Raw genomic sequence first — 17,258 nt, 5'->3', positions numbered from 1 at the left:
GAAGCGCGTGTCCGTGCCGACCGGATGGCGGCGGCGGTGATCTCGCGGACAGTGCGCCACCTCAGCCGCTGGGGGCTGAGGGATGCGGCCTTGTGGCCGGCGGTCTGAAGCCCAGTGGGGGACGCATCCGGAAAGGGGTCGAAAACCTTCCGCCGCGCCGCCGTCTCCGGAAGGTTTTGTGCACCCGTCGCCGCAGCCGGGGCGTCCCGGCCAGGTTGCCCGGCGCAGCTAGTGGCCCAGGTGCTTTGTCGGGTCAGCGCATCTGGGTGAGCCGGTGTTCGACGTCTTTGGGGTTGCGCGCCCAAATCTCGCCGATCTCACGGGAGATGGGGTCGGGGAAGATCTCCGGATCTCCGCGTTCCAGTCCGTCCAGAATGGCGCGAGCCACCTCTTGGGGTGTCGTCGTCGGGTAGGTGGCGAGGTCCGGGGCCGAGCTGAGGGCCTGGGCGAGCATGTCGGTCTCCACCGGTCCCGGGAACACGCCGTGCACGGTGATGCCACGCGGCACGAGGTCCTCGCGGAAGGCCTGGGTCATGAGGTTGAGTGCGGCCTTGGACGCCGGATAGCCGCCCATGCCCGGGGTGCCGCCGAAGGCTCCGATGCTGATGACATTGACGATGGCGCCACCGCCGTTGTGCTCGATCACCGGGGCGAAAGCGCGGACCATCCGCAGGGGGCCCAGGACATTGGTGCACATGACGCTCTCGACGGCATCGAGCTCCATGTCGATCAGGTGGCCGAGGTTGACGAGCCCCGCGTTGTTGACCAGGACCGTCACATCCGGCGCGGCCTGCACGGCCGCACTGATCGCGGGTGGGCTGGTGACATCGAGCACCAGCGGGACCACGCGCTCCGGGTCCGCCGCGGTCACCGGCTCCAGCGCCTCCGGCCGCCGGGCTGCCGCGTAAGCACGGGCCACGTCCCTGGCCAGGAACTCGGCCAGCAGAGCCCGGCCGATACCGCGGTTGGCGCCTGTCACGAGGACGACAGAGTCCTTGATCTGCATGCCGCCACTCCCTTCCCGCTATGCGGCGCCCCCTGTACCCACTCTCACCCCAGCATCACCACCGCGCACTGCGGTCAGGGGCCGCGGTAGTCGTGGGGTGGCGGGTGGCCGTCCGGTTAGCCTGGTGGTATGGGAGCGATTCTGGTCAGTGCGTGTCTGCGCGGGGTGCCGTGCCGGTTCGACGGGCGGGACAAGGCTGCGGCGGAGATCGAGGAGGCGGTGGCCGGCCGGGATGTGGTGTCGTTCTGCCCTGAGGTCGCGGGTGGGCTGGCTACGCCGAGGAGGCCTGCGGAACTGGTGGGCGGGGACGGGCACGATGTGCTGGACGGGGCGGCGCGGGTCGTCGATGACACCGGGCGTGATGTGACGGCGGAGTTTGTGGAGGGAGCCCGGCGCGCACTCGCAGCGGCGCGGCATGGCGGCTGCACGGAGGCCCTGCTGATGCCGCGCAGTCCGTCCTGCGGGCGGGGTGCGGTGTACGACGGGTCGTTCGCCGGGGAGCTGGTGCCGGGCGACGGGGTGACGGCGGCGCTGTTCGAGCGGAATGGGATCACGGTGCGGCCCGCACCCGGGGTGTGAGACGGTGGGGTCGGCTGTCGAGCAGTCCGGCCTTGATGCGGGATAAGAGGGGGCCGAGCGTGCTGCGGGTGGTGGTGAGGACCATTTCCGGGGTGTCGCTCTCATAGAGGTGGCGGATGCTGGTGCAGGGCACGGCAGCCACATGGACGCAGGAGGATCCGCCCTCGCTGTAGGAGGACTTCTGCCAGTTGAGCGTGGTCACGTCCGAGCCCTCTCAAATCGCTTGAGCGATACGGTGGATGAGGTCACGCGTTGGTCCTGGGCCGAGGGCGGCTCGCTGCATCCGGTCAAGTTTGAGGCGGTATGTAGTCAGGTGCGACGGTGTGTCGAGTAGTGCGCTTTCATGGGCGATGTCGGCGATGACGGTGTCCAGCTGGGTGACGGGCCCGTGGCAGTAGTCGACACCCATGGCGGTACTGGGGAACCCGATGCGGAACGGGATGGCGAGCAGGGTGATGTGCTGCCGTTCGCTCATCTCCAGAAGCTGCACTAGCTGCGCCTTGGCGACCTTGGGGCCGCCGAACTGCATATGGAGCACGGCCTCGTGGATGATCGCGGTGTAGGGCGGAGGGGTTTCGCGGTAGAGGATCGCCTGGCGCTTGATCCGGTGTGAGACCCGGTGTTCGATCTGATGGGGGAGCAGTGGAGGGATGGCCTCGCTGAAGATCGCGCGGGCTTGATCGGCCGTCTGCAACAGGCCGGGGACGTTCACCACTTGGGTGACGCGCAGTGCGGTCGCATGGTGTTCGAGTTCGGCGAGTTCGATGAGGCTCGTCGGCAGCTGTTCCCGGTATCCCTCCCACCAACCGTGCGGGCGCTCACCGGTCATCGCGGCGAGGGCGTCGATCAGTGGTTCGTCCGGGCAGCCGTATGTGTGGGCCAGCGCCCGTACCCGGTCCGCGCTGACCCCTTGGCGTCCGGCCTCGATATTGCTCACCTGGGACGGGGAGATCCCGAGCCGGCCGCCGGCCTGGGTCGCGGACAGGGCGGCGTTCTCCCGGAGCCTTCGGAGTTCCGTGCCAAGCCGTCGGCGCAGGACGGTTGGTGGAGGTGGCGTGCTCGGTGGCATGGTGCTCCTCTTGCGATCGCACACACTGTGCTGTTGTCACTCGATGCGGTCTCGGGAACCACATGCACTGTTCGCTCGGCGCCTCTGGAACGCAGAAGGGTGCCGCCCTGCTCAGCGGCACCTTCACCGATCAACGCCGTCCTGTGGGTGATCCAACTCAACCTCCTGTCAGGAGACTTCGTCGGTCACCGTACTAGCGTCCTGACTCTTGACGCACACCCTCGAACTGTCGCGCGGTCGCCGTAAGGTGGGGCATGGCCAGTGCATGGGAAGCCAGTGCATCGGGCTGGAGGCCGAGGAGGGGAATGGGAGAGGGGGTGGCGGAGAGGGGTGGCTGCCAAGGACTACGACAGTCAGTTACTGGAGTCCGTTTCCGTGCGGCGGCGTCGCATGCGCGACGCCCTGCTGTATGGCGCCCAGCGCGCCAGGCGCACGGCGGATGAGAGGCTCGGCAAGGTGTTCGCGGGGATCGCTCTCGCCGCGGTGCTGTGTGCGGGGTGTGTGGGGTGGGGGTTCCTCCAGCACATCCTGGCCAAGCAGCGGGAACAGCAGAGGCGGCAGGAGCAGCGGTATGAGCAGCCGTTGACGCCTTCGCCTGCGAGGCCGGCGGTGCCGGTGGTGCCGTCGCCGTCCTTGTCGGAGGCGCCGGTGGAATCGGAGCCGACCCGGCCGTCGCCAACATCCACCCATTCACCGACAGTTACGGCGAAACCGAAACCCTCGCACCGGGCGACGCCCAAACATTCCGCGGCCAAGTCGCCCGCTCCCACGGCCACTGTCCCCGCCCGGTGATAAGTTCGGCCGAGTGGCGAACGTGGGGGCGAGACTGCGTACCAAGGCGACAGGCGAGTTAAGCCGGGTCACACTCGTCGCGGAGCGACGGCGAGTTGATGTCGTCCTGCCCGCGGAGGAGCCCATCGGGCGGCTGCTGCCCGAGCTGTTGCGGCTGTTGGGCGACCGGGTCGCCGGGCCGCCCGCCGCCCGCAATCTGGTGACCACCGACGGCACCGTGCTCTCCCAGGGCGATTCGCTGGCCGGGGCCGCCGTGCCCGATGGTGCGATCCTCCGCCTGGTGCGGGTGGACGACACGCCCTCCGCACCTGTGGTGCACGATGTCACCGACGAGGTCGCCGAGGCGCTGGATGTACAGGCCTGGCGCTGGCGGCCGGCGGCGCGGCAGGGCACGGCCGCGGTGGCCGCGCTCGCGCTCGCCGTGACGGCCGGGCTGATTGCGCGTACCAGCGTGGGACCGGCCGCGGTGGCCGCACCGGAGGGCGTGGCCGCCGCGCTCGCCGCGGCCGTGGCGGCCATTGCCGCCAGGGCGGGCAACCGTGACCTCGGCGCCACCCTGGTGCTGGTCGCCGGGGCGCTGGGCACCCTCGCCGGATGGGCGGCCGCCGATGCGCATGGGTGGGCCTGGACCGCTCGGCTGGCGGTCGTCGCCGCGGTGGTGGCCGCGATGCTCGCCCTGCTCGGGCTGCTCTCCCCGCTCGGCCGCGGCGGTCTGATCGGCGCCGGTGCCGTGGTGGCCGGCACGGCCGCCTGGGAGGGCGTCGCCCTGCTGCAGGGTGATCTCGCCCGGGTCGGCTCGGTGCTGGGCGTGGGCTCGGTGGTGGTGCTCGGGCTGCTGCCCCGGCTGGCGCTGATGGCCGCGGGGCTGACCGGGCTGGACGACCGGCGCTCGGGCGGCGCGTCCGTCAGCCGGTACGAGGTGGGGACGGCGCTCGCCGCCGCGCACCGTGGTCTGGCGCTGGCCACGGTCGTCACGGCCGGGTCCGCGGCGGGCGGGGCCCTGGTGGCGGTCGGTGGGCGTCCGTCCCCGTGGGCGGTCGCGGTCGCGGGCGTGCTGGCCCTGGTGCTGCTCTCCCGTTCGCGGGCGTTCCCGCTGGTCGCCGAGGTGGTGGTGTTGCTGGGGGCGGCGGTGGTGGTGTTGGTACGGCTGGCGGTGCTGTGGATCGACCACCTTGACCACATCGATCACTTCAAGCATCTGCACACCACGCCCTATGGGCCGCTGGCCGCGCTGTGCGCGCTTGCGGTGGTGCCACTGGGGGTGCTCGCCATACAGCCGCCCGAACATCTGCGGGTTCGGTTGCGCCGGGCGGTGGACCTGGTCGAGACCATCGGCGTGATCGCGCTCTTCCCGCTGGTGGTGGGCCAGTTCGGAGTGTTCGAGCGGCTGCTGCACCAGTTCTCGTAGAAGTAGAAGGGGAAGCCGGTAGAGAGGGAAGGACGGATGGCGGACTGGCAGGGCGAGGTGTTGCGCGATCTGCAGGGGCTGGTGCGGGAGGAGGCGCCCCCGCCCGTCCCCGCCGCGCCGCCGCCACCGCCCCCGCCACCGGCGGCAGCGCTGCCACCGACCCCTGTCACGGCGGAGATCCGGCTCCCCGAGGAGTTGGCCAAGGCCCGGCCCCGCAGCGGTGATTCGGCCGCCCGGCGGACCGGGCGTTCGCTGCGGCGGCTGGTGGTCTCCCCGGCCGCCCAGGAGGTGGCGCGGGCCGAGCGGATCGCCCGGGCGCTCCAGCAGCCCGTCACCACCGGACGGCAGATCGCCGTCACCAGCATTCGCGGCGGCGCGGGCAAGACCACGGTGGCCGCGCTGCTGGGGCGTACCTATGCGCACTACCGCCGGGACCCGGTGCTGATGCTGGAGGCCGACCCGGCGCTGGGCACGCTGCCCGTCCGGGTCGGCGCCGGGAAGGTGCGATGGACCTGCGGTGACCTCGCCAGGATCATCGATCCGGCCATGCAGCTGGTGGATGTCACGGGGTATCTGGTGCAGCTGCCGGACCGTGGCTGGCTGTTGCCCTGCAGTCAGGGCCGGGTCGGGAGCCGGCTGGAACTGGCCGACTACCGGGCGGTGATGGTCGCCCTGCGCCGCTATTTCGGCATCACCGTGGTCGACTGCGAGACGCTGCCGAGCGAGCTGTCACGTACCGCGCTCGCCGCCGCCCAGGCGCGGGTGCTGGTCGCCCCGGCCACCGTCGAAGGCGTCATCAGCACCCGCGCCGTACTCGACTGGATGGTCTCGCTGCGCCGCCCCTCGATGCTCGCGCGGACGGTGGTGGTGCTTGCCACGCTCTCGCCCCATATGACGCTCGATGCCGAGGCGGCGCACGGGCATCTCCAACTCGAGGGAGTTCGCGTGCTGTCGCTGCCCTATGACCGGCATCTGGCCGCCGGTGGCCTGATCCGCACCGAACTGCTGGGGCAGCGCACCCGGGAGGCCGTCACCGGGATCGCGGCCGAGGCGCTCGACCGGGCGCTGGGCGGGCGGCGGCCATGACCACCCGCCTGGTGCATCGTCCGGCCCGTACCACCCGTCCCCTGGCGCCACTTGAGGAACGCGCCATCGAGCCGCCGCCGAATCTGCCCGAGGGCAAGACGGGGGGTGCCCTGCACTCGCTGATGCCGGTGGCGGGGGTGATGAGCTCGGTGGTGCTGATGACGGTGATCCGCAACAGCCAGTTCGCGGCGCTGGGCGCCATCGTGCTGGTGGTCACCGTGATCGGCTCGGCCGGGCTGCTGCTGTCACAGCGCGGCAAGGCCCAGCGCACCCGGCGGCGGCAGCGCGAGCGGTATCTGGAGTATCTGGAAGAGCTGCGGGAGGAGCTCGGCGCGGAGGAGCGTGCGCGCCGGGCCGCCGCCCGGGTGCTCGATCCTCCGCCGGACGCCCTGTACGACCTGGTGCGCGACCCCGCCCGGCGGTGGGAACGGCGCCGCACCGACGGCGACTTCCTGCGGGTACGGGTGGGGACGGGCTGGATGCCGGTGCGGACGCTGACCGTGAGCAGATCCGGCGGTGGCGTCCTCACCCCGCCCGACCGCTTTATGCTCAACGAGGCCGGAGCGCTCAAGAACCGGTTCGCCACCGCGGCCGGTCTGCCGCTGACCGTGCCCCTGGACCGGGCGGGGAACGTCAGCGTCATCGGTGACCGGGAGGGCGTGCTGCGGGTCGTCCGGGCCCTGCTCGCCCAGGCCGCCGTGGGGCACGCGCCCGACGATGTCGCCTTCGCCCTGGCCTGCCCCGGCGAACGGATGGCCGACTGGGAATGGGTGAAGTGGCTGCCGCACATCCTCGACCCCGAGGAGCGCGACGGCCCGGTGAGCGCCCGCCGGATCGCCCCCGGAGTGCCGCAGCTGGCCCGGCGGATCGACCGGGAACTGCGGGCCCGGGCGGGCTATGCCGCCGAGGTGCGGCGCGGGCTGTCCGGCAAGGACGCGCTGGAGCTGATGAGCAGGCTCGTCGTGATCAGTGACGAGTACGGGGCGGACGCCACCGAACTGACCGGTCCCGACGAGGCCGTCGGGCTGCGCGAGATGGGCGTCACCGTGCTGCACCTGGTGGCCGGGCGGGTGCAGGAACCCGGACAGGTGTCGCTGCGCATCACGGTGGACGGGGACCGGGTGCACCTCGAGGAGCCACGGGGCGGCGACCTCGCCCAGGGCACCGCCGACCACCTCACCGCCGCGGCCGCCGAAGGGCTGGCCCGGTCGCTGGCACCGCTGCGGCTGTCCGCCGAATCCCTGGCCGACGCCCCGCTGTCCGGCCCGGTGGACTTCGTCCGGCTGCTGGGCCTCGAGGACCCGGCCGCGCCGGACCTCGCCACCCTCTGGCGGCCCCGCGGCGAACGCTCCTTCCTGCGCGTGCCGGTCGGGGTGAACGACCGGCACGAGCCGGTGCTGCTCGACCTCAAGGAGTCCGCCGAGCTGGGCATGGGGCCGCACGGTCTGTGCGTGGGCGCCACCGGGTCCGGCAAGAGCGAGCTGCTGCGCACCCTGGTGCTCGCCCTGGTCGCCTCGCATCCGCCCGAGGACCTGGCGATGATCCTGGTCGACTACAAGGGCGGCGCCACCTTCGCGCCCTTCGCCGCCCTGCCGCATGTCGCCGGGGTCATCACCAATCTGGAGAACCAGGCGGGCCTCGTCGAGCGCGTGCACTCCTCGCTCGCGGGCGAGGTCCAGCGCCGCCAGCAGGTGCTCAAGGACGCGGGCGACATCGCCGACATCGGACACTACGCGGCACTGCGCGCCACCCGGCCTCAATTGGAGCCGCTGCCCCATCTGTTCGTGGTCATCGACGAGTTCGGCGAACTCCTCACCGCCAAGCCCGACTTCATCGACCTCTTCCTCTCCATCGGGCGCATCGGCCGGTCCATCGGGGTGCATCTGCTGCTCTCCAGCCAGCGCATCGAGAGCGGCAGGCTCAAGGGCCTGGAGACCTATCTCTCCTACCGGCTGGGGCTGCGGACCTTCTCCGCCGACGAGAGCCGCACCGTGCTCGACACCGCCGACGCCTTCCGGCTGCCGCCGCTGCCCGGCTTCGGCTACCTCAAGGTCGACACCAGTGTGTATGAACGCTTCAAGGCGGGCTTTGTCTCCGGCCCCTACCGGGGACCGGTCGTCCGGGACGCCGAGGAGAGCGCACCGGTCGTCCTGCCGTACCCGGCCGCGGGCGCCCTCGCCGGGCCGGAAGCCGGCACCGCCGCGGACGAACCGGCCGGCCGCCACCGCGACCCCGGCCCCACGGTGCTGTCGGTGCTGGTCGGCCGGCTCCGGGACGCGGCCGAGCCCACCCGCGCCGTCTGGCTGCCGCCGCTGCCGCGCGCCCTCGCGCTCGACACCTCGGCGGGCCCCGTCCAGGCCGGCGAACGAGGCCTGCGACTGGGCGCCCGGCCGGGGCCGATGAGGGTACCGCTGGGCCTGCTGGACGACCCGGCCCGGCAGTGGCAGGGCCAGTGGACCCTCGACCTCACCGTCTCCGGCGGTCACACGGCTCTCATCGGCGGCCCGCAGACCGGCAAGACCACCCTGCTGCGCACCCTGGTGCTGTCCCTGGCGATGACCCACACCCCGCGCGAGGTCGGCATCTACGGACTCGACCTGGTCGGCGGCGGCCTGGCGGTGCTCGCCGGGCTGCCGCACGTCGGCGGCATCGCCGGGCGGGCCGACCGGGAACGCGCGGCCCGTACGGTCGAGGAGGTGCGGGGCATGCTCGCCGAGCGCGAGGAGCTCTTCCGCGACCGGGGCATCGACTCCGTCCAGCGGCTGCGCGAACTGCGGGCCGGGGGCGGGCTGCCCGAGCTCTCCTCCACCGACATCGTGCTGGTCGCCGATGGATTCGGGGCGCTCCGCGATGACTTCGAGGAGCTCGAGGACGCCGTCACCGACCTGCTCAGGCGCGGCGGCGGCTATGGCATCCACGTCGTGGCGTCCATGCTGCGCTGGAACGATGTGCGCATCGCCACCCAGGCGGCCTTCGGCACCCGCATCGAGCTGCGGCTGAACGACCCGGGCGACAGCGGCATCGACCGCAAGCTCGCCGCGGCCATCGCCCCCGGCGAGCCGGGCCGGGCGCTCACCGACGGCAAGCTGTTCGCCCAGACGGCACTGCCCCGCATCGACTCCCTGACCACCACCTCCGATCTCGGCGAGGCCGTCGAACGGGCGGTGACGGCGGTCCGTGCCTCCTGGCCCGGCGAGGGAGTGCGGCGGGTGCGGGTGCTGCCCGCCCGCCTCACCGCCGCCGAACTGCCCTCGCCCGCGCAGGAGCCGAACCGGGTGCCGGTCGGGCTGGACCAGACCGCGTTGCGGCCGGTGCAGCTCGACCTGTTCCGGCACGACCAGCACCTGCTGATCCTCGGCGACAGCGAATGCGGGAAGACCAATCTGCTGCGCCTGGTCGCCCGGGGGCTGATGGCGCGCTGGTCCCACGAGGAGCTGGTGTTCGCGGTGCTGGACCCGCGGCGGGGGCTGCGCACCCTGGTGCCCGAGCCCTATCGCGGCGGCTATGCGCACAACTCGCGGATCTGCGCGGGGCTTTCCCAGGGCATCGCCGGCGAACTGGAGAAGCGGCTGCCCGACGACCTCACGGCCGTGGACTCGTCGGCCTCGGGCACCTGGTACTCCGGCCCGCGGATCGTGATCCTGGTCGACGACTACGACATCCTCACCACCGCGGGACAGCAACCGCTGGCACCCTTCCTGCCGTTCGTCCCCTCCGCGCCGGACATCGGGCTGCACTTCGTCGTCACCCGCCGGGTGGCGGGCGCCGCACGCGCGCTGTACGAACCGTTTCTGATGGCGCTCCGGGAGAGCGGCACCACGGCCCTGGTGATGACCGGCGACCGGCAGGAGGGCCAGCTCTTCCCCGGGGTGTACGCCGCGGCCCTGCCACCCGGCAGGGGGACCCTGGTGCGCCGGGGCGAGGCAACCCGGCTGATCCAGACGGCACTTGCCGGAGAGGGCGGCGAGGACCTCGGATGACCAAGGACGTGATAGCGCTCACCGAGCGGCTGCCGGACGCCTGGAGCATCCTGGTGGGGCTGCTCGCCGGTGGCCCGGATCTCCGGGTGGACACGGCCGCGGAGGGCGCGGTGGTACAGCTCTGTGACGGCGAGGGACGGACGCTGCTCTCGGTCGAGGCACCGATGCTGCTGAGGGTGCCGGGCGAGGCGAACCGGCTGCTGGACGCGGATGCCGGGGACGGGCCCCGGTGGTGGGTCGAGGCCCGCGCCGCCACCGGCGTGCCCCGGGCGGAGCGGCTCGCCGGTGCGTTCGCGGCCCGGCTGACCGCGCTGCTGGGCGGCACCGTCTGGCCGCCGGACGCGCCCGGTGACGCGGACGAACTCGTCGACACCTCGGGCGTCACGGCCGTACCGGCTCCGGCGGCCGCCCAGCCCGCCGTCGATGTGCTCACCGAGCGGGTCGCGGTCGTCCTCCAGGACCGTCCGCTGATCGCCATGACCAGCTGGCTGTCCGAGGCGCTGCGGGCCACCACGGAAAGCGACCGAGGCCTGCAGATCGTCACCCCCGGTCACTGCCGTCTCTCGCTGCCCACCCGCACGCTGATGTTCGGCCCGCCCACCCGGTGGGTGGTGCAGGACGAGCAGTGCGGGTATTACGACGGCCTGTCCGGGGCGGTACTGCGCTGGCAGGACGGCGCCTTCGCCCCGGCGCGCGACGAGCACGGGCGGACGCCGGTGGCCGAGGCGTTCGGCACCGTCCGGCGCACCGCCGAGCGGCAGCTGGCGCTCTCCTTCCACACCCGCCATCCCGCGACCGAGCGGCTGGTGCTCGGCGGGGCGGTGGAAGCGGCCTGGCGGCTGCTGACGGGCGCGCCCCCGGTCGGCTGGGGCACCGCGGAGCCCGCCGGTCTCCCCTGGTCACGGCGGCAGTTGACCGACCTGGCGCGGGAGCGGGCACCCAGGTCCACCTGGACGGTGATCGTCGGGACCGCGGAGCGTCCCGCCCTCGCCACCCTGCGGGTCACCCGTACCCCGGACGGTGTCGAGGAGGACACCATCCTCGCCTTCGGCTATGGGCCGGGCGAGCCGCCGCCCCTGGACCGGCTGCCCGCCCTGGCCGATGAGCTGGTCACCCGGCACGGCCTCACCTCGCTGCTGTGCCAACTGCGCGAGGCGCGCCGGGACTTGAGCCTGCCGCCCCGCTTCGAACGCCCGCCGGTGCCGGTTGGCTTTGCGCTGGGGGCGGCGGAGGTGCGGGAGGTCGGGCTCGCCCATGCCCGGCATCCGCCGGCGGCCGGGCCGCGCCCGCTCGGCCCGGCCGCGCGGCCGGGCCTGTACTACCCGCTGGGGGACGGGGAGTCCGCCGCCGAGGGCTGGAGCGGATTCGAGCGGCTGATGCGGCATCTGCGCCGGCAGTGACCGTCACCGATGCGGTCGTGGGCGAGGGCGGCGGTCGTGGCTGCGCTCCAGCGCGAGGACCAGGAGGGTCAGGGCGGTGAAGAACAGGGCGACGAGGGCGATCACCGCGGCCATGTGATGACCTTCCGTGCGGCGCCGAAGGGTTCCTCGGCGACGGCCTTGAAGAACGTGTAGTGGAAGGTCCCTTGTTCGTCCGCGGTGCGGCGCAGGTCGGCTGTCCCCCGGTGCCACTCGGCCGGGGTGGTCAGGCCGGCGGCCAAGGCCTCCTCGCGGACGGATTCGACCATCGCGATAAAGGTGTTGCGGGTGAAGCCCTCCACCAGGGCGGGCCGGCTGTGGTCGGCGTAGACCGTCCGCGGATGGACCGCGACACCCTGGAACCCGGCGGTGGTCAGCAGCGGATGCAGCCGCCGGCCGATCAACGCGTCCCCGCCGGCGGCGGACTGCAGCCGGATCTGGCACTCGATCGCCGCCCGGGCATGGGGACTGTCGGGGTGGAAGAAGGCCGAACCATGGTCCCCCTCCATGACGGTGATGGAGCCGCCCGGCCGCAGCACCCGCCGCAGCGCCGTCAACGCGCCCAGCGGATCCGGCAGATGCTCCAGGACGAAGCACACAAAGACGTGGTCAAAGGCGTCATCCGGGAACGGCAGCTCATGGAGGTCGGCATGACACCACTCCACCCGCGCCCCGGGGAGCCGGGCCGAAACCCGGTCGCGGGCCTGTTCAAGGGAGTCCGCCGAGACATCGACCGCCGTGATGTGCGCCTCGGGGCTGCCCGCGGCCAGATGCACCGTCTGCGCGCCGACCCCGCAACCGGCCTCCAGCACCCGGCTCCCGGCGGGATACACCGTGCCCGCGTGCAGCAACCTCGCCAGCGTGTCCGCTTGATCACCCAGCCGCCGGGCCTCGTTCGCCGTGTACCCGTGTACATATCCGTTCCGCATGGCTTGACCCTGCCGCCATAATGGCCCGATGGACAGAGCCAATGAAGCTGCTGGAGACAGGTCCATAAGCGCCGGTGCCGCCGGGGCCGACTTCCTTCAGCTGGACATCGCCGACGCACCGGTGGGCGGGCGGGCCGACTGGCTGGCCCGGCGGCTGCGGCTGGCGATCTCCGACGGCCGGCTGCCGGTGGGCGGCAAGCTGCCCGCCACCCGGGTGCTCGCCGCTGAACTGCGGGTGTCCCGTGGCGTGGTCACCGAGGCCTACCGGCGGCTGACCGAGGACGGTCATGTGGCCGGACGCGGCCGGGGCGGCACGGTGGTGGTCGCCGCCCCGCTGTCCGCACCGCCGCCCCGCGCCGAACCTCCGGCGGCCACCGGCGCAGTGTTCGCCGCCGCACCCGGCGAGGACGTCTTCGACACACTGCGCACGGCCCCGGCCCGGATCGACCTCTCGCCCGGGCTGCCCGACCTGACGGCCTTCCCCCGCGCGGCCTGGCTGCGCGCCGAACGCTCGGTGCTGGCCGAACTCTCGCCCTCGGACTTCGGATACGGAGATCCCCGCGGCACCCCGGCGCTGCGCCTGGCCGTCGCCCACTGGCTGGCCCGCAACCGGGGGATCCGGGCCGACCCGGGCGAGGTGCTGATCGTCGCCGGTACCGCCCAGGCGCTGGGACTGCTGGCGCAGGTGCTGCGGGAGGACGGGATCTCCCGGGTGGCGGTGGAGGACCCCGGCTCGCTCGGGGCCCGCCAGCACCTCAACCGGTGGCAGGTGGACACCCCGCCCATCCCGGTGGACTCCGAGGGGATCCGGGTCGACGGGCTGCGCGCCGACGGTGCGCCCGCCGTGCTGCTCACCCCGGCCCATCAGTTCCCCACCGGAGTGGTCCTCGGCGGCGAACGGCGCCGGGCGCTGATGCGCTGGGCCGGCGCGGGCGGGCTGATCATCGAGGACGACTATGACGCCGAGCACCGCTATGACCGCTCGCCGGTGCCCGCGCTGCGGTCGATGCTCGCGGAACACGTCTGCTACGCCGGGAGCGTGTCCAAGCTGCTGGCTCCCGCGCTGCGGGTGGGCTGGGTGCTGGCACCGCCGGGATACCGGGACGCCCTGGTGTCCGCCAAGCGGTTCACCGATCTCGGCAATGCGGCGCTGCCCCAGCTGGTACTGGCCCGGCTGATGGAATCCGGCGAGCTGGAGCGGCAGTTGCGGCTGCTGCGGCGGCGGCACCGACGGCGGCGGGATGTAATGATCCAGGCGATTCGTACCCATCTGCCGGGGGCGGTGGTGCACGGCGCGGCGGCGGGCCTGCACCTGACGATCACCTTCGCGGACCGGGCCCTCGCGGCCGGGGCCGCCGATACGGAGCTCGCCGCCGCTGCGCTGGCCCGGGGGGTGAAGGTGCAGCCGCTCTCCTGGCACCGGCAGCGGCCCGGGCGGCCGGGACTGGTGCTGGGCTATGCGGCGAGTACGGCGACGGCGATCGCGGAGGGAGTGGCCGTGCTGGGGGAGCTGCTGCGGTGAGGGACGCTAGGGGCGCTACGCGGGGCCGGAGCTCTTGCGGAAGGCCCACTCCAGCCGCGGTTCCAGCATCCACCGCAGCACCCGCCGCACCGGTGGCGAACACAGCACGCTGATCATCGCGATGGCCAGCACCGTCACCACGGCCTCGCCCGCCGGCCCGCGGATCCACGCGGCGGCGTCGTACCACTCGTACCAGCGGGAGAGCTTGATCAGGAAGCCGTGCAGCAGATACCCGTAGAGCGTCCCGGTGCCCAGCACCGTGAACCAGGTCCTGCGGCGCGGTACCCAGGCGAGGAAACCGATGGTCAGGGCGGCGGCGCAGCCGAAGAGCGCCAGGGTCATCACGGGGGCGGTCCAGGCGGGCTGGTGGAGATCCTGGACGCTGTAATTGCGGTAGAGCCAGCCGCTGTCCAGGCGCGGGGCCAGCCAGTAGGCGGTCGCCAGGGCGCAGCCGAAGACCGGCAGCGCCGCGATCCGCACCCAGCCGCGGCGCACCAACTCGAAGTGGGCGGGCTTCAGATGGAGCCCGATCACAAAGAACGGCAGGAACTGCAGCACCCGCATCAGGTCGAAGTCGCTGCCGATCTCGCGGGTGAGCGCGCCGGTGACGGCTATCGCGAAGGCCACCGGGACCGGCCACCGCACGAGCCGCCAGATCGGCGTGGTCAGCCGCCAGATGAACAGCGCGGCCAGGAACCAGTTGAGGTACCAGGGGTTGAACAGGGAGAACGGGTCCGGTGAGGCATCCGGCTCCAGCCACCGCTGGAACTCGAGATAGAGCACCTGGAAGATCAGATAGGGCACCAGGACGCCGGCGATCAGCCGCTTCAGCTTGGCCGGGGTCGGTTCGAAGCCGCGCGAGAAGTAGCCGGAGATCACAATGAACGCCGGCATGTGGAAGGTGTAGACCGTGAGGTACAGCGCGGTCGCCGCCCGGCTGGTGCCGGTGAGCGGTTCCCAGGCGTGGCCGAGGGCGACCAGGACGATCGCCAGGTACTTGGCGTTGTCGAAGAACGGGTCGCGCCGTGCCGCGTCGGCACCGTCGGTCCGGGGACGGGCGGAGGCCGCGGCCGTGGGTTGCGCCGGCGGCGCCGGAGTGGTGGGGGACACCCGAGGCACCATAGCCGTGGCAGCGGAACCGGCAAAAACCCCGTACCGTCCAGGCGCCCGGCCGAAAATCGATCCCTTGTCCGCGGGGTCAATCTATCGATGAATCGTCACGTCACCACACTGGTGCCGGAGTTGATGGCACGATGGGTACGGGGGAGACCTGCGGTGCAGCGTCTCCCCGGGCCGGGAAAGTGCTTTCGACCGAGGGTGGGATCAGTTGTGATCATTTCGCTATCAACGGTGTTGCTCTTGGGGATCGTTCTGGTGATGCTGATGCGCAACGGGAAGCTGAAGGGCGGCTCGGCGTTCATCGCCATCCTCTTCGGCTTCTTCCTGGCCTCCACCGGCCTGGCGCCGTCGATCCACAACTTCCTGGACTCGATCGCCCGGACCATACAGAACATCAAGATCTGAGCGGTGCGGTCCATGAAGGCGGCCGGCGGAAACGAAACGCCTCCGGCCGGGGCCGGAGGCGTGGTGGAGCGGGCGACGGGAATCGAACCCGCGTAGCCAGTTTGGAAGACTGGGGCTCTACCATTGAGCTACGCCCGCGAGCGCCCTCGAACCCCTGTGGGGCGGATGGCACTGACGTGCATCGTAGCGGGTCCCGGGGGTCCGCCGCACACCCCGGTGGGACGGCCCCGGCCCCTGGTCCGTTCCTTCGCCGAAACCGGCCGCCGAGCACCCCCGCGGGCATGTACCCTACGTCTCGCACCGACGGGGTGTGGCGCAGCTTGGTAGCGCGTCCGCTTTGGGAGCGGAAGGTCGTCGGTTCGAATCCGGCCACCCCGACCAGCAAGATCACATTGTGGGGCTCATCCTGCGTGCGGTTACTATGCAAGCTGCGCGTCTGTGTGTCTCTCTACCGGGCGCGATCCGCTGAGAACCTCAGCAGAATTCCAGAAGTCAGCCCCAAGGAGACCGAACCGTGAAGAGCGCCGTGGAGACCCTGAACCCGACTCGGGTTCGGCTCACTGTCGAGGTGCCCTTCGAGGAGCTCAAGCCCAGCCTCGACGCGGCGTACAAGAAGATCAACCAGCAGGTCACGGTGGCGGGCTTCCGCAAGGGCAAGATCCCGGCCCGCGTCATCGACCAGCGCTTCGGCCGTGGCGCCGTGCTGGAGGAGGCCGTCAACGACGCGCTCCCGAAGTTCTACACCGAGGCGGTCAACGAGGGCGACCTCAACCCGCTCGGCCAGCCCGAGGTGGACATCACCGAGCTGAAGGACGGCGAGCTGCTGGCCTTCACCGCCGAGGTCGACATCCGCCCGGCCCTGGAGATCCCGGACTACTCCGGCATCGAGGTCACCGTCGATGTCGCCGAGGTCACCGACGAGGACATCGAGAAGTCCGTCGAGCAGCTCCGTGAGCGCTTCGCCACCACCACCGCGGTCGAGCGCGCCGCCGCCGAGGGCGACATCGTCACGGTCGACCTCGAGGCCAAGGTCGACGGCGAGGTGCTGGAGGACGGCGTTGCCACCGGCGTCGACTACACCATCGGCTCCGGCCAGCTGCTGGACGGCATCGACGAGGCGGTGACCGGCCTCGCCGCCGGTGGCACCGCGACCTTCACCTCCGAGCTCAAGGGCGGTTCCGCCGAGGGCAAGGAGGCCGAGGTCAAGGTGGACGTCAGCGCCGTCAAGTCCCGCGAACTGCCCGCGCTGGACGACGAGTTCGCGCAGCTGGCGAGCGAGTTCGACACGCTGGAGGAGCTCCGGGCCGACAGCCGCGAGCGGCTGGCCCGGATGAAGAAGTTCGACCAGGCCACCCAGGCCCAGGAGAAGGTGCTCGACGAGCTGCTGAAGCTGGTCGAGGTCCCGATGCCCGAGAAGCTGCTCGAGGACGAGGTCAACACCCGCAAGCACAACCTCGAGCACCACCAGCTCGGGCAGATGGGCATGACCCTGGACAAGTACCTGGAGATCCAGGGCAAGTCCGCCGAGGAGTTCGAGGCCGAGCTCAAGGAGCAGGCCGAGAAGGGCATCCGCACCCAGTTCGTCCTCGACGAGATCGTCAACAAGGAGAAGCTGTCGGTCGGCCAGGAGGAGCTCACCGAGCACCTGATGCGCCGTGCGCAGTCCTCCGGCATGAGCCCCGACCAGTTCGCCCAGGCGGTCGTCGAGGGTGGCCAGGTCCCGATGCTGGTCGGCGAGGTCGCCCGCGGCAAGGCCCTGGCGACGGTCGTCGAGGCCGCCACCGTCAAGGACGCCAACGGCGAGATCGTCAACCTTGAGGACGAGGACGACGAGGCGGAGGCCGCCACCGAGGTCGTCGAGGCCGCCGAGGGCAAGGAAGCCTGAGCCCCGGAAGCGCCTGAACGGCCCCGAGCCTGCTTACGGGCCCGGTCGCGGCCACCCCTG

Annotated in this window: 13 protein-coding genes and 2 tRNA genes; 9 read left to right on the top strand and 6 right to left on the bottom strand. The window is 71.8% G+C overall.

The window, feature by feature from the left end:
- Positions 1 to 253: 253 nt before the first annotated feature.
- The gene (locus tag ABCR83_RS11970) at positions 254 to 1,006 is read right to left on the bottom strand and encodes an SDR family NAD(P)-dependent oxidoreductase (RefSeq protein WP_462694892.1); all 753 of its coding nucleotides are present in this window, start codon (positions 1,004 to 1,006) and stop codon (positions 254 to 256) included.
- A 129-nt stretch (positions 1,007 to 1,135) separates the two neighbouring features.
- Between ABCR83_RS11970 and ABCR83_RS11965 the strand changes: the two genes are divergently transcribed.
- Complete coding sequence (locus tag ABCR83_RS11965) at positions 1,136 to 1,585, top strand: 2-thiouracil desulfurase family protein (RefSeq protein ID WP_462694891.1); 450 nt, start codon at positions 1,136 to 1,138, stop codon at positions 1,583 to 1,585.
- On the opposite strand, the gene ABCR83_RS11960 is transcribed toward ABCR83_RS11965, so the two are convergent.
- Together ABCR83_RS11960 and ABCR83_RS11955 are read right to left on the bottom strand one after the other, a co-directional pair.
- Positions 1,557 to 1,787 carry a DUF397 domain-containing protein gene (locus ABCR83_RS11960; RefSeq protein WP_462694890.1) on the bottom strand — a complete coding sequence of 77 codons (231 nt, stop codon included), beginning with the start codon at positions 1,785 to 1,787 and terminating at the stop codon, positions 1,557 to 1,559. The genes ABCR83_RS11965 and ABCR83_RS11960 overlap by 29 nt on opposite strands.
- 12 nt (positions 1,788 to 1,799) lie before the next feature.
- Positions 1,800 to 2,654 (bottom strand): helix-turn-helix domain-containing protein, encoded by an 855-nt coding sequence (locus ABCR83_RS11955; RefSeq protein WP_462694889.1) that lies wholly within the window; start codon positions 2,652 to 2,654, stop codon positions 1,800 to 1,802.
- Positions 2,655 to 3,459: 805 nt separating this feature from the next.
- Here ABCR83_RS11955 and eccD point away from each other — a divergent pair.
- The 4 genes from eccD to ABCR83_RS11935 are packed head-to-tail and all read left to right on the top strand — an operon-like array spanning position 3,460 to position 11,320.
- On the top strand, positions 3,460 to 4,854 hold the full coding sequence (eccD, locus tag ABCR83_RS11950) for a type VII secretion integral membrane protein EccD (RefSeq protein WP_462694887.1): 1,395 nt from the start codon (positions 3,460 to 3,462) through the stop codon (positions 4,852 to 4,854).
- 36 nt (positions 4,855 to 4,890) lie between these two features.
- On the top strand, positions 4,891 to 5,940 hold the full coding sequence (locus ABCR83_RS11945) for a nucleotide-binding protein (protein WP_462694886.1): 1,050 nt from the start codon (positions 4,891 to 4,893) through the stop codon (positions 5,938 to 5,940).
- Entirely contained in the window at positions 5,937 to 9,920 is a 3,984-nt protein-coding gene (gene eccCa / locus ABCR83_RS11940; RefSeq protein ID WP_462694885.1) for a type VII secretion protein EccCa, read from the top strand. The genes ABCR83_RS11945 and eccCa overlap by 4 nt, the downstream gene beginning before the upstream one ends.
- On the top strand, positions 9,917 to 11,320 hold the full coding sequence (locus ABCR83_RS11935) for a DUF6177 family protein (RefSeq protein ID WP_462694883.1): 1,404 nt from the start codon (positions 9,917 to 9,919) through the stop codon (positions 11,318 to 11,320). The genes eccCa and ABCR83_RS11935 overlap by 4 nt, the downstream gene beginning before the upstream one ends.
- 101 nt (positions 11,321 to 11,421) lie before the next feature.
- Here the strand turns inward: ABCR83_RS11935 and ABCR83_RS11930 are convergent, their stop codons facing one another.
- Positions 11,422 to 12,267 carry a methyltransferase domain-containing protein gene (locus ABCR83_RS11930; RefSeq protein WP_462694882.1) on the bottom strand — a complete coding sequence of 282 codons (846 nt, stop codon included), beginning with the start codon at positions 12,265 to 12,267 and terminating at the stop codon, positions 11,422 to 11,424.
- A 28-nt stretch (positions 12,268 to 12,295) separates the two neighbouring features.
- Between ABCR83_RS11930 and pdxR the strand changes: the two genes are divergently transcribed.
- A complete protein-coding gene (pdxR, locus tag ABCR83_RS11925) occupies positions 12,296 to 13,789 on the top strand; it encodes a MocR-like pyridoxine biosynthesis transcription factor PdxR (protein ID WP_462694881.1) in 1,494 nt (497 codons plus the stop codon).
- Between the two features lie 15 nt (positions 13,790 to 13,804).
- Here pdxR and ABCR83_RS11920 read toward each other — a convergent pair whose 3' ends face one another.
- On the bottom strand, positions 13,805 to 14,899 hold the full coding sequence (locus ABCR83_RS11920; RefSeq protein ID WP_462694880.1) for an acyltransferase family protein: 1,095 nt from the start codon (positions 14,897 to 14,899) through the stop codon (positions 13,805 to 13,807).
- A 219-nt stretch (positions 14,900 to 15,118) separates the two neighbouring features.
- Between ABCR83_RS11920 and ABCR83_RS11915 the strand changes: the two genes are divergently transcribed.
- Positions 15,119 to 15,313 (top strand): hypothetical protein, encoded by a 195-nt coding sequence (locus ABCR83_RS11915; RefSeq protein WP_462694879.1) that lies wholly within the window; start codon positions 15,119 to 15,121, stop codon positions 15,311 to 15,313.
- A gap of 64 nt (positions 15,314 to 15,377) precedes the next feature.
- Here ABCR83_RS11915 and ABCR83_RS11910 read toward each other — a convergent pair.
- A tRNA-Gly gene (locus tag ABCR83_RS11910) sits at positions 15,378 to 15,451 on the bottom strand.
- A gap of 166 nt (positions 15,452 to 15,617) precedes the next feature.
- Here ABCR83_RS11910 and ABCR83_RS11905 point away from each other — a divergent pair.
- Positions 15,618 to 15,694: transfer RNA gene (locus ABCR83_RS11905), tRNA-Pro, on the top strand.
- A gap of 133 nt (positions 15,695 to 15,827) precedes the next feature.
- Positions 15,828 to 17,198, top strand: a complete 1,371-nt coding sequence (gene tig / locus ABCR83_RS11900; protein ID WP_462694878.1) for a trigger factor — start codon at positions 15,828 to 15,830, stop codon at positions 17,196 to 17,198.
- The last annotated feature ends 60 nt before the right edge of the window (positions 17,199 to 17,258 follow it).

This window comes from Streptomyces xingningensis, from assembly GCF_054957865.1.
The sequence above is the reverse complement of the archived record's forward strand: the minus strand, read 5'-3'. Positions and strand labels throughout refer to the sequence as shown.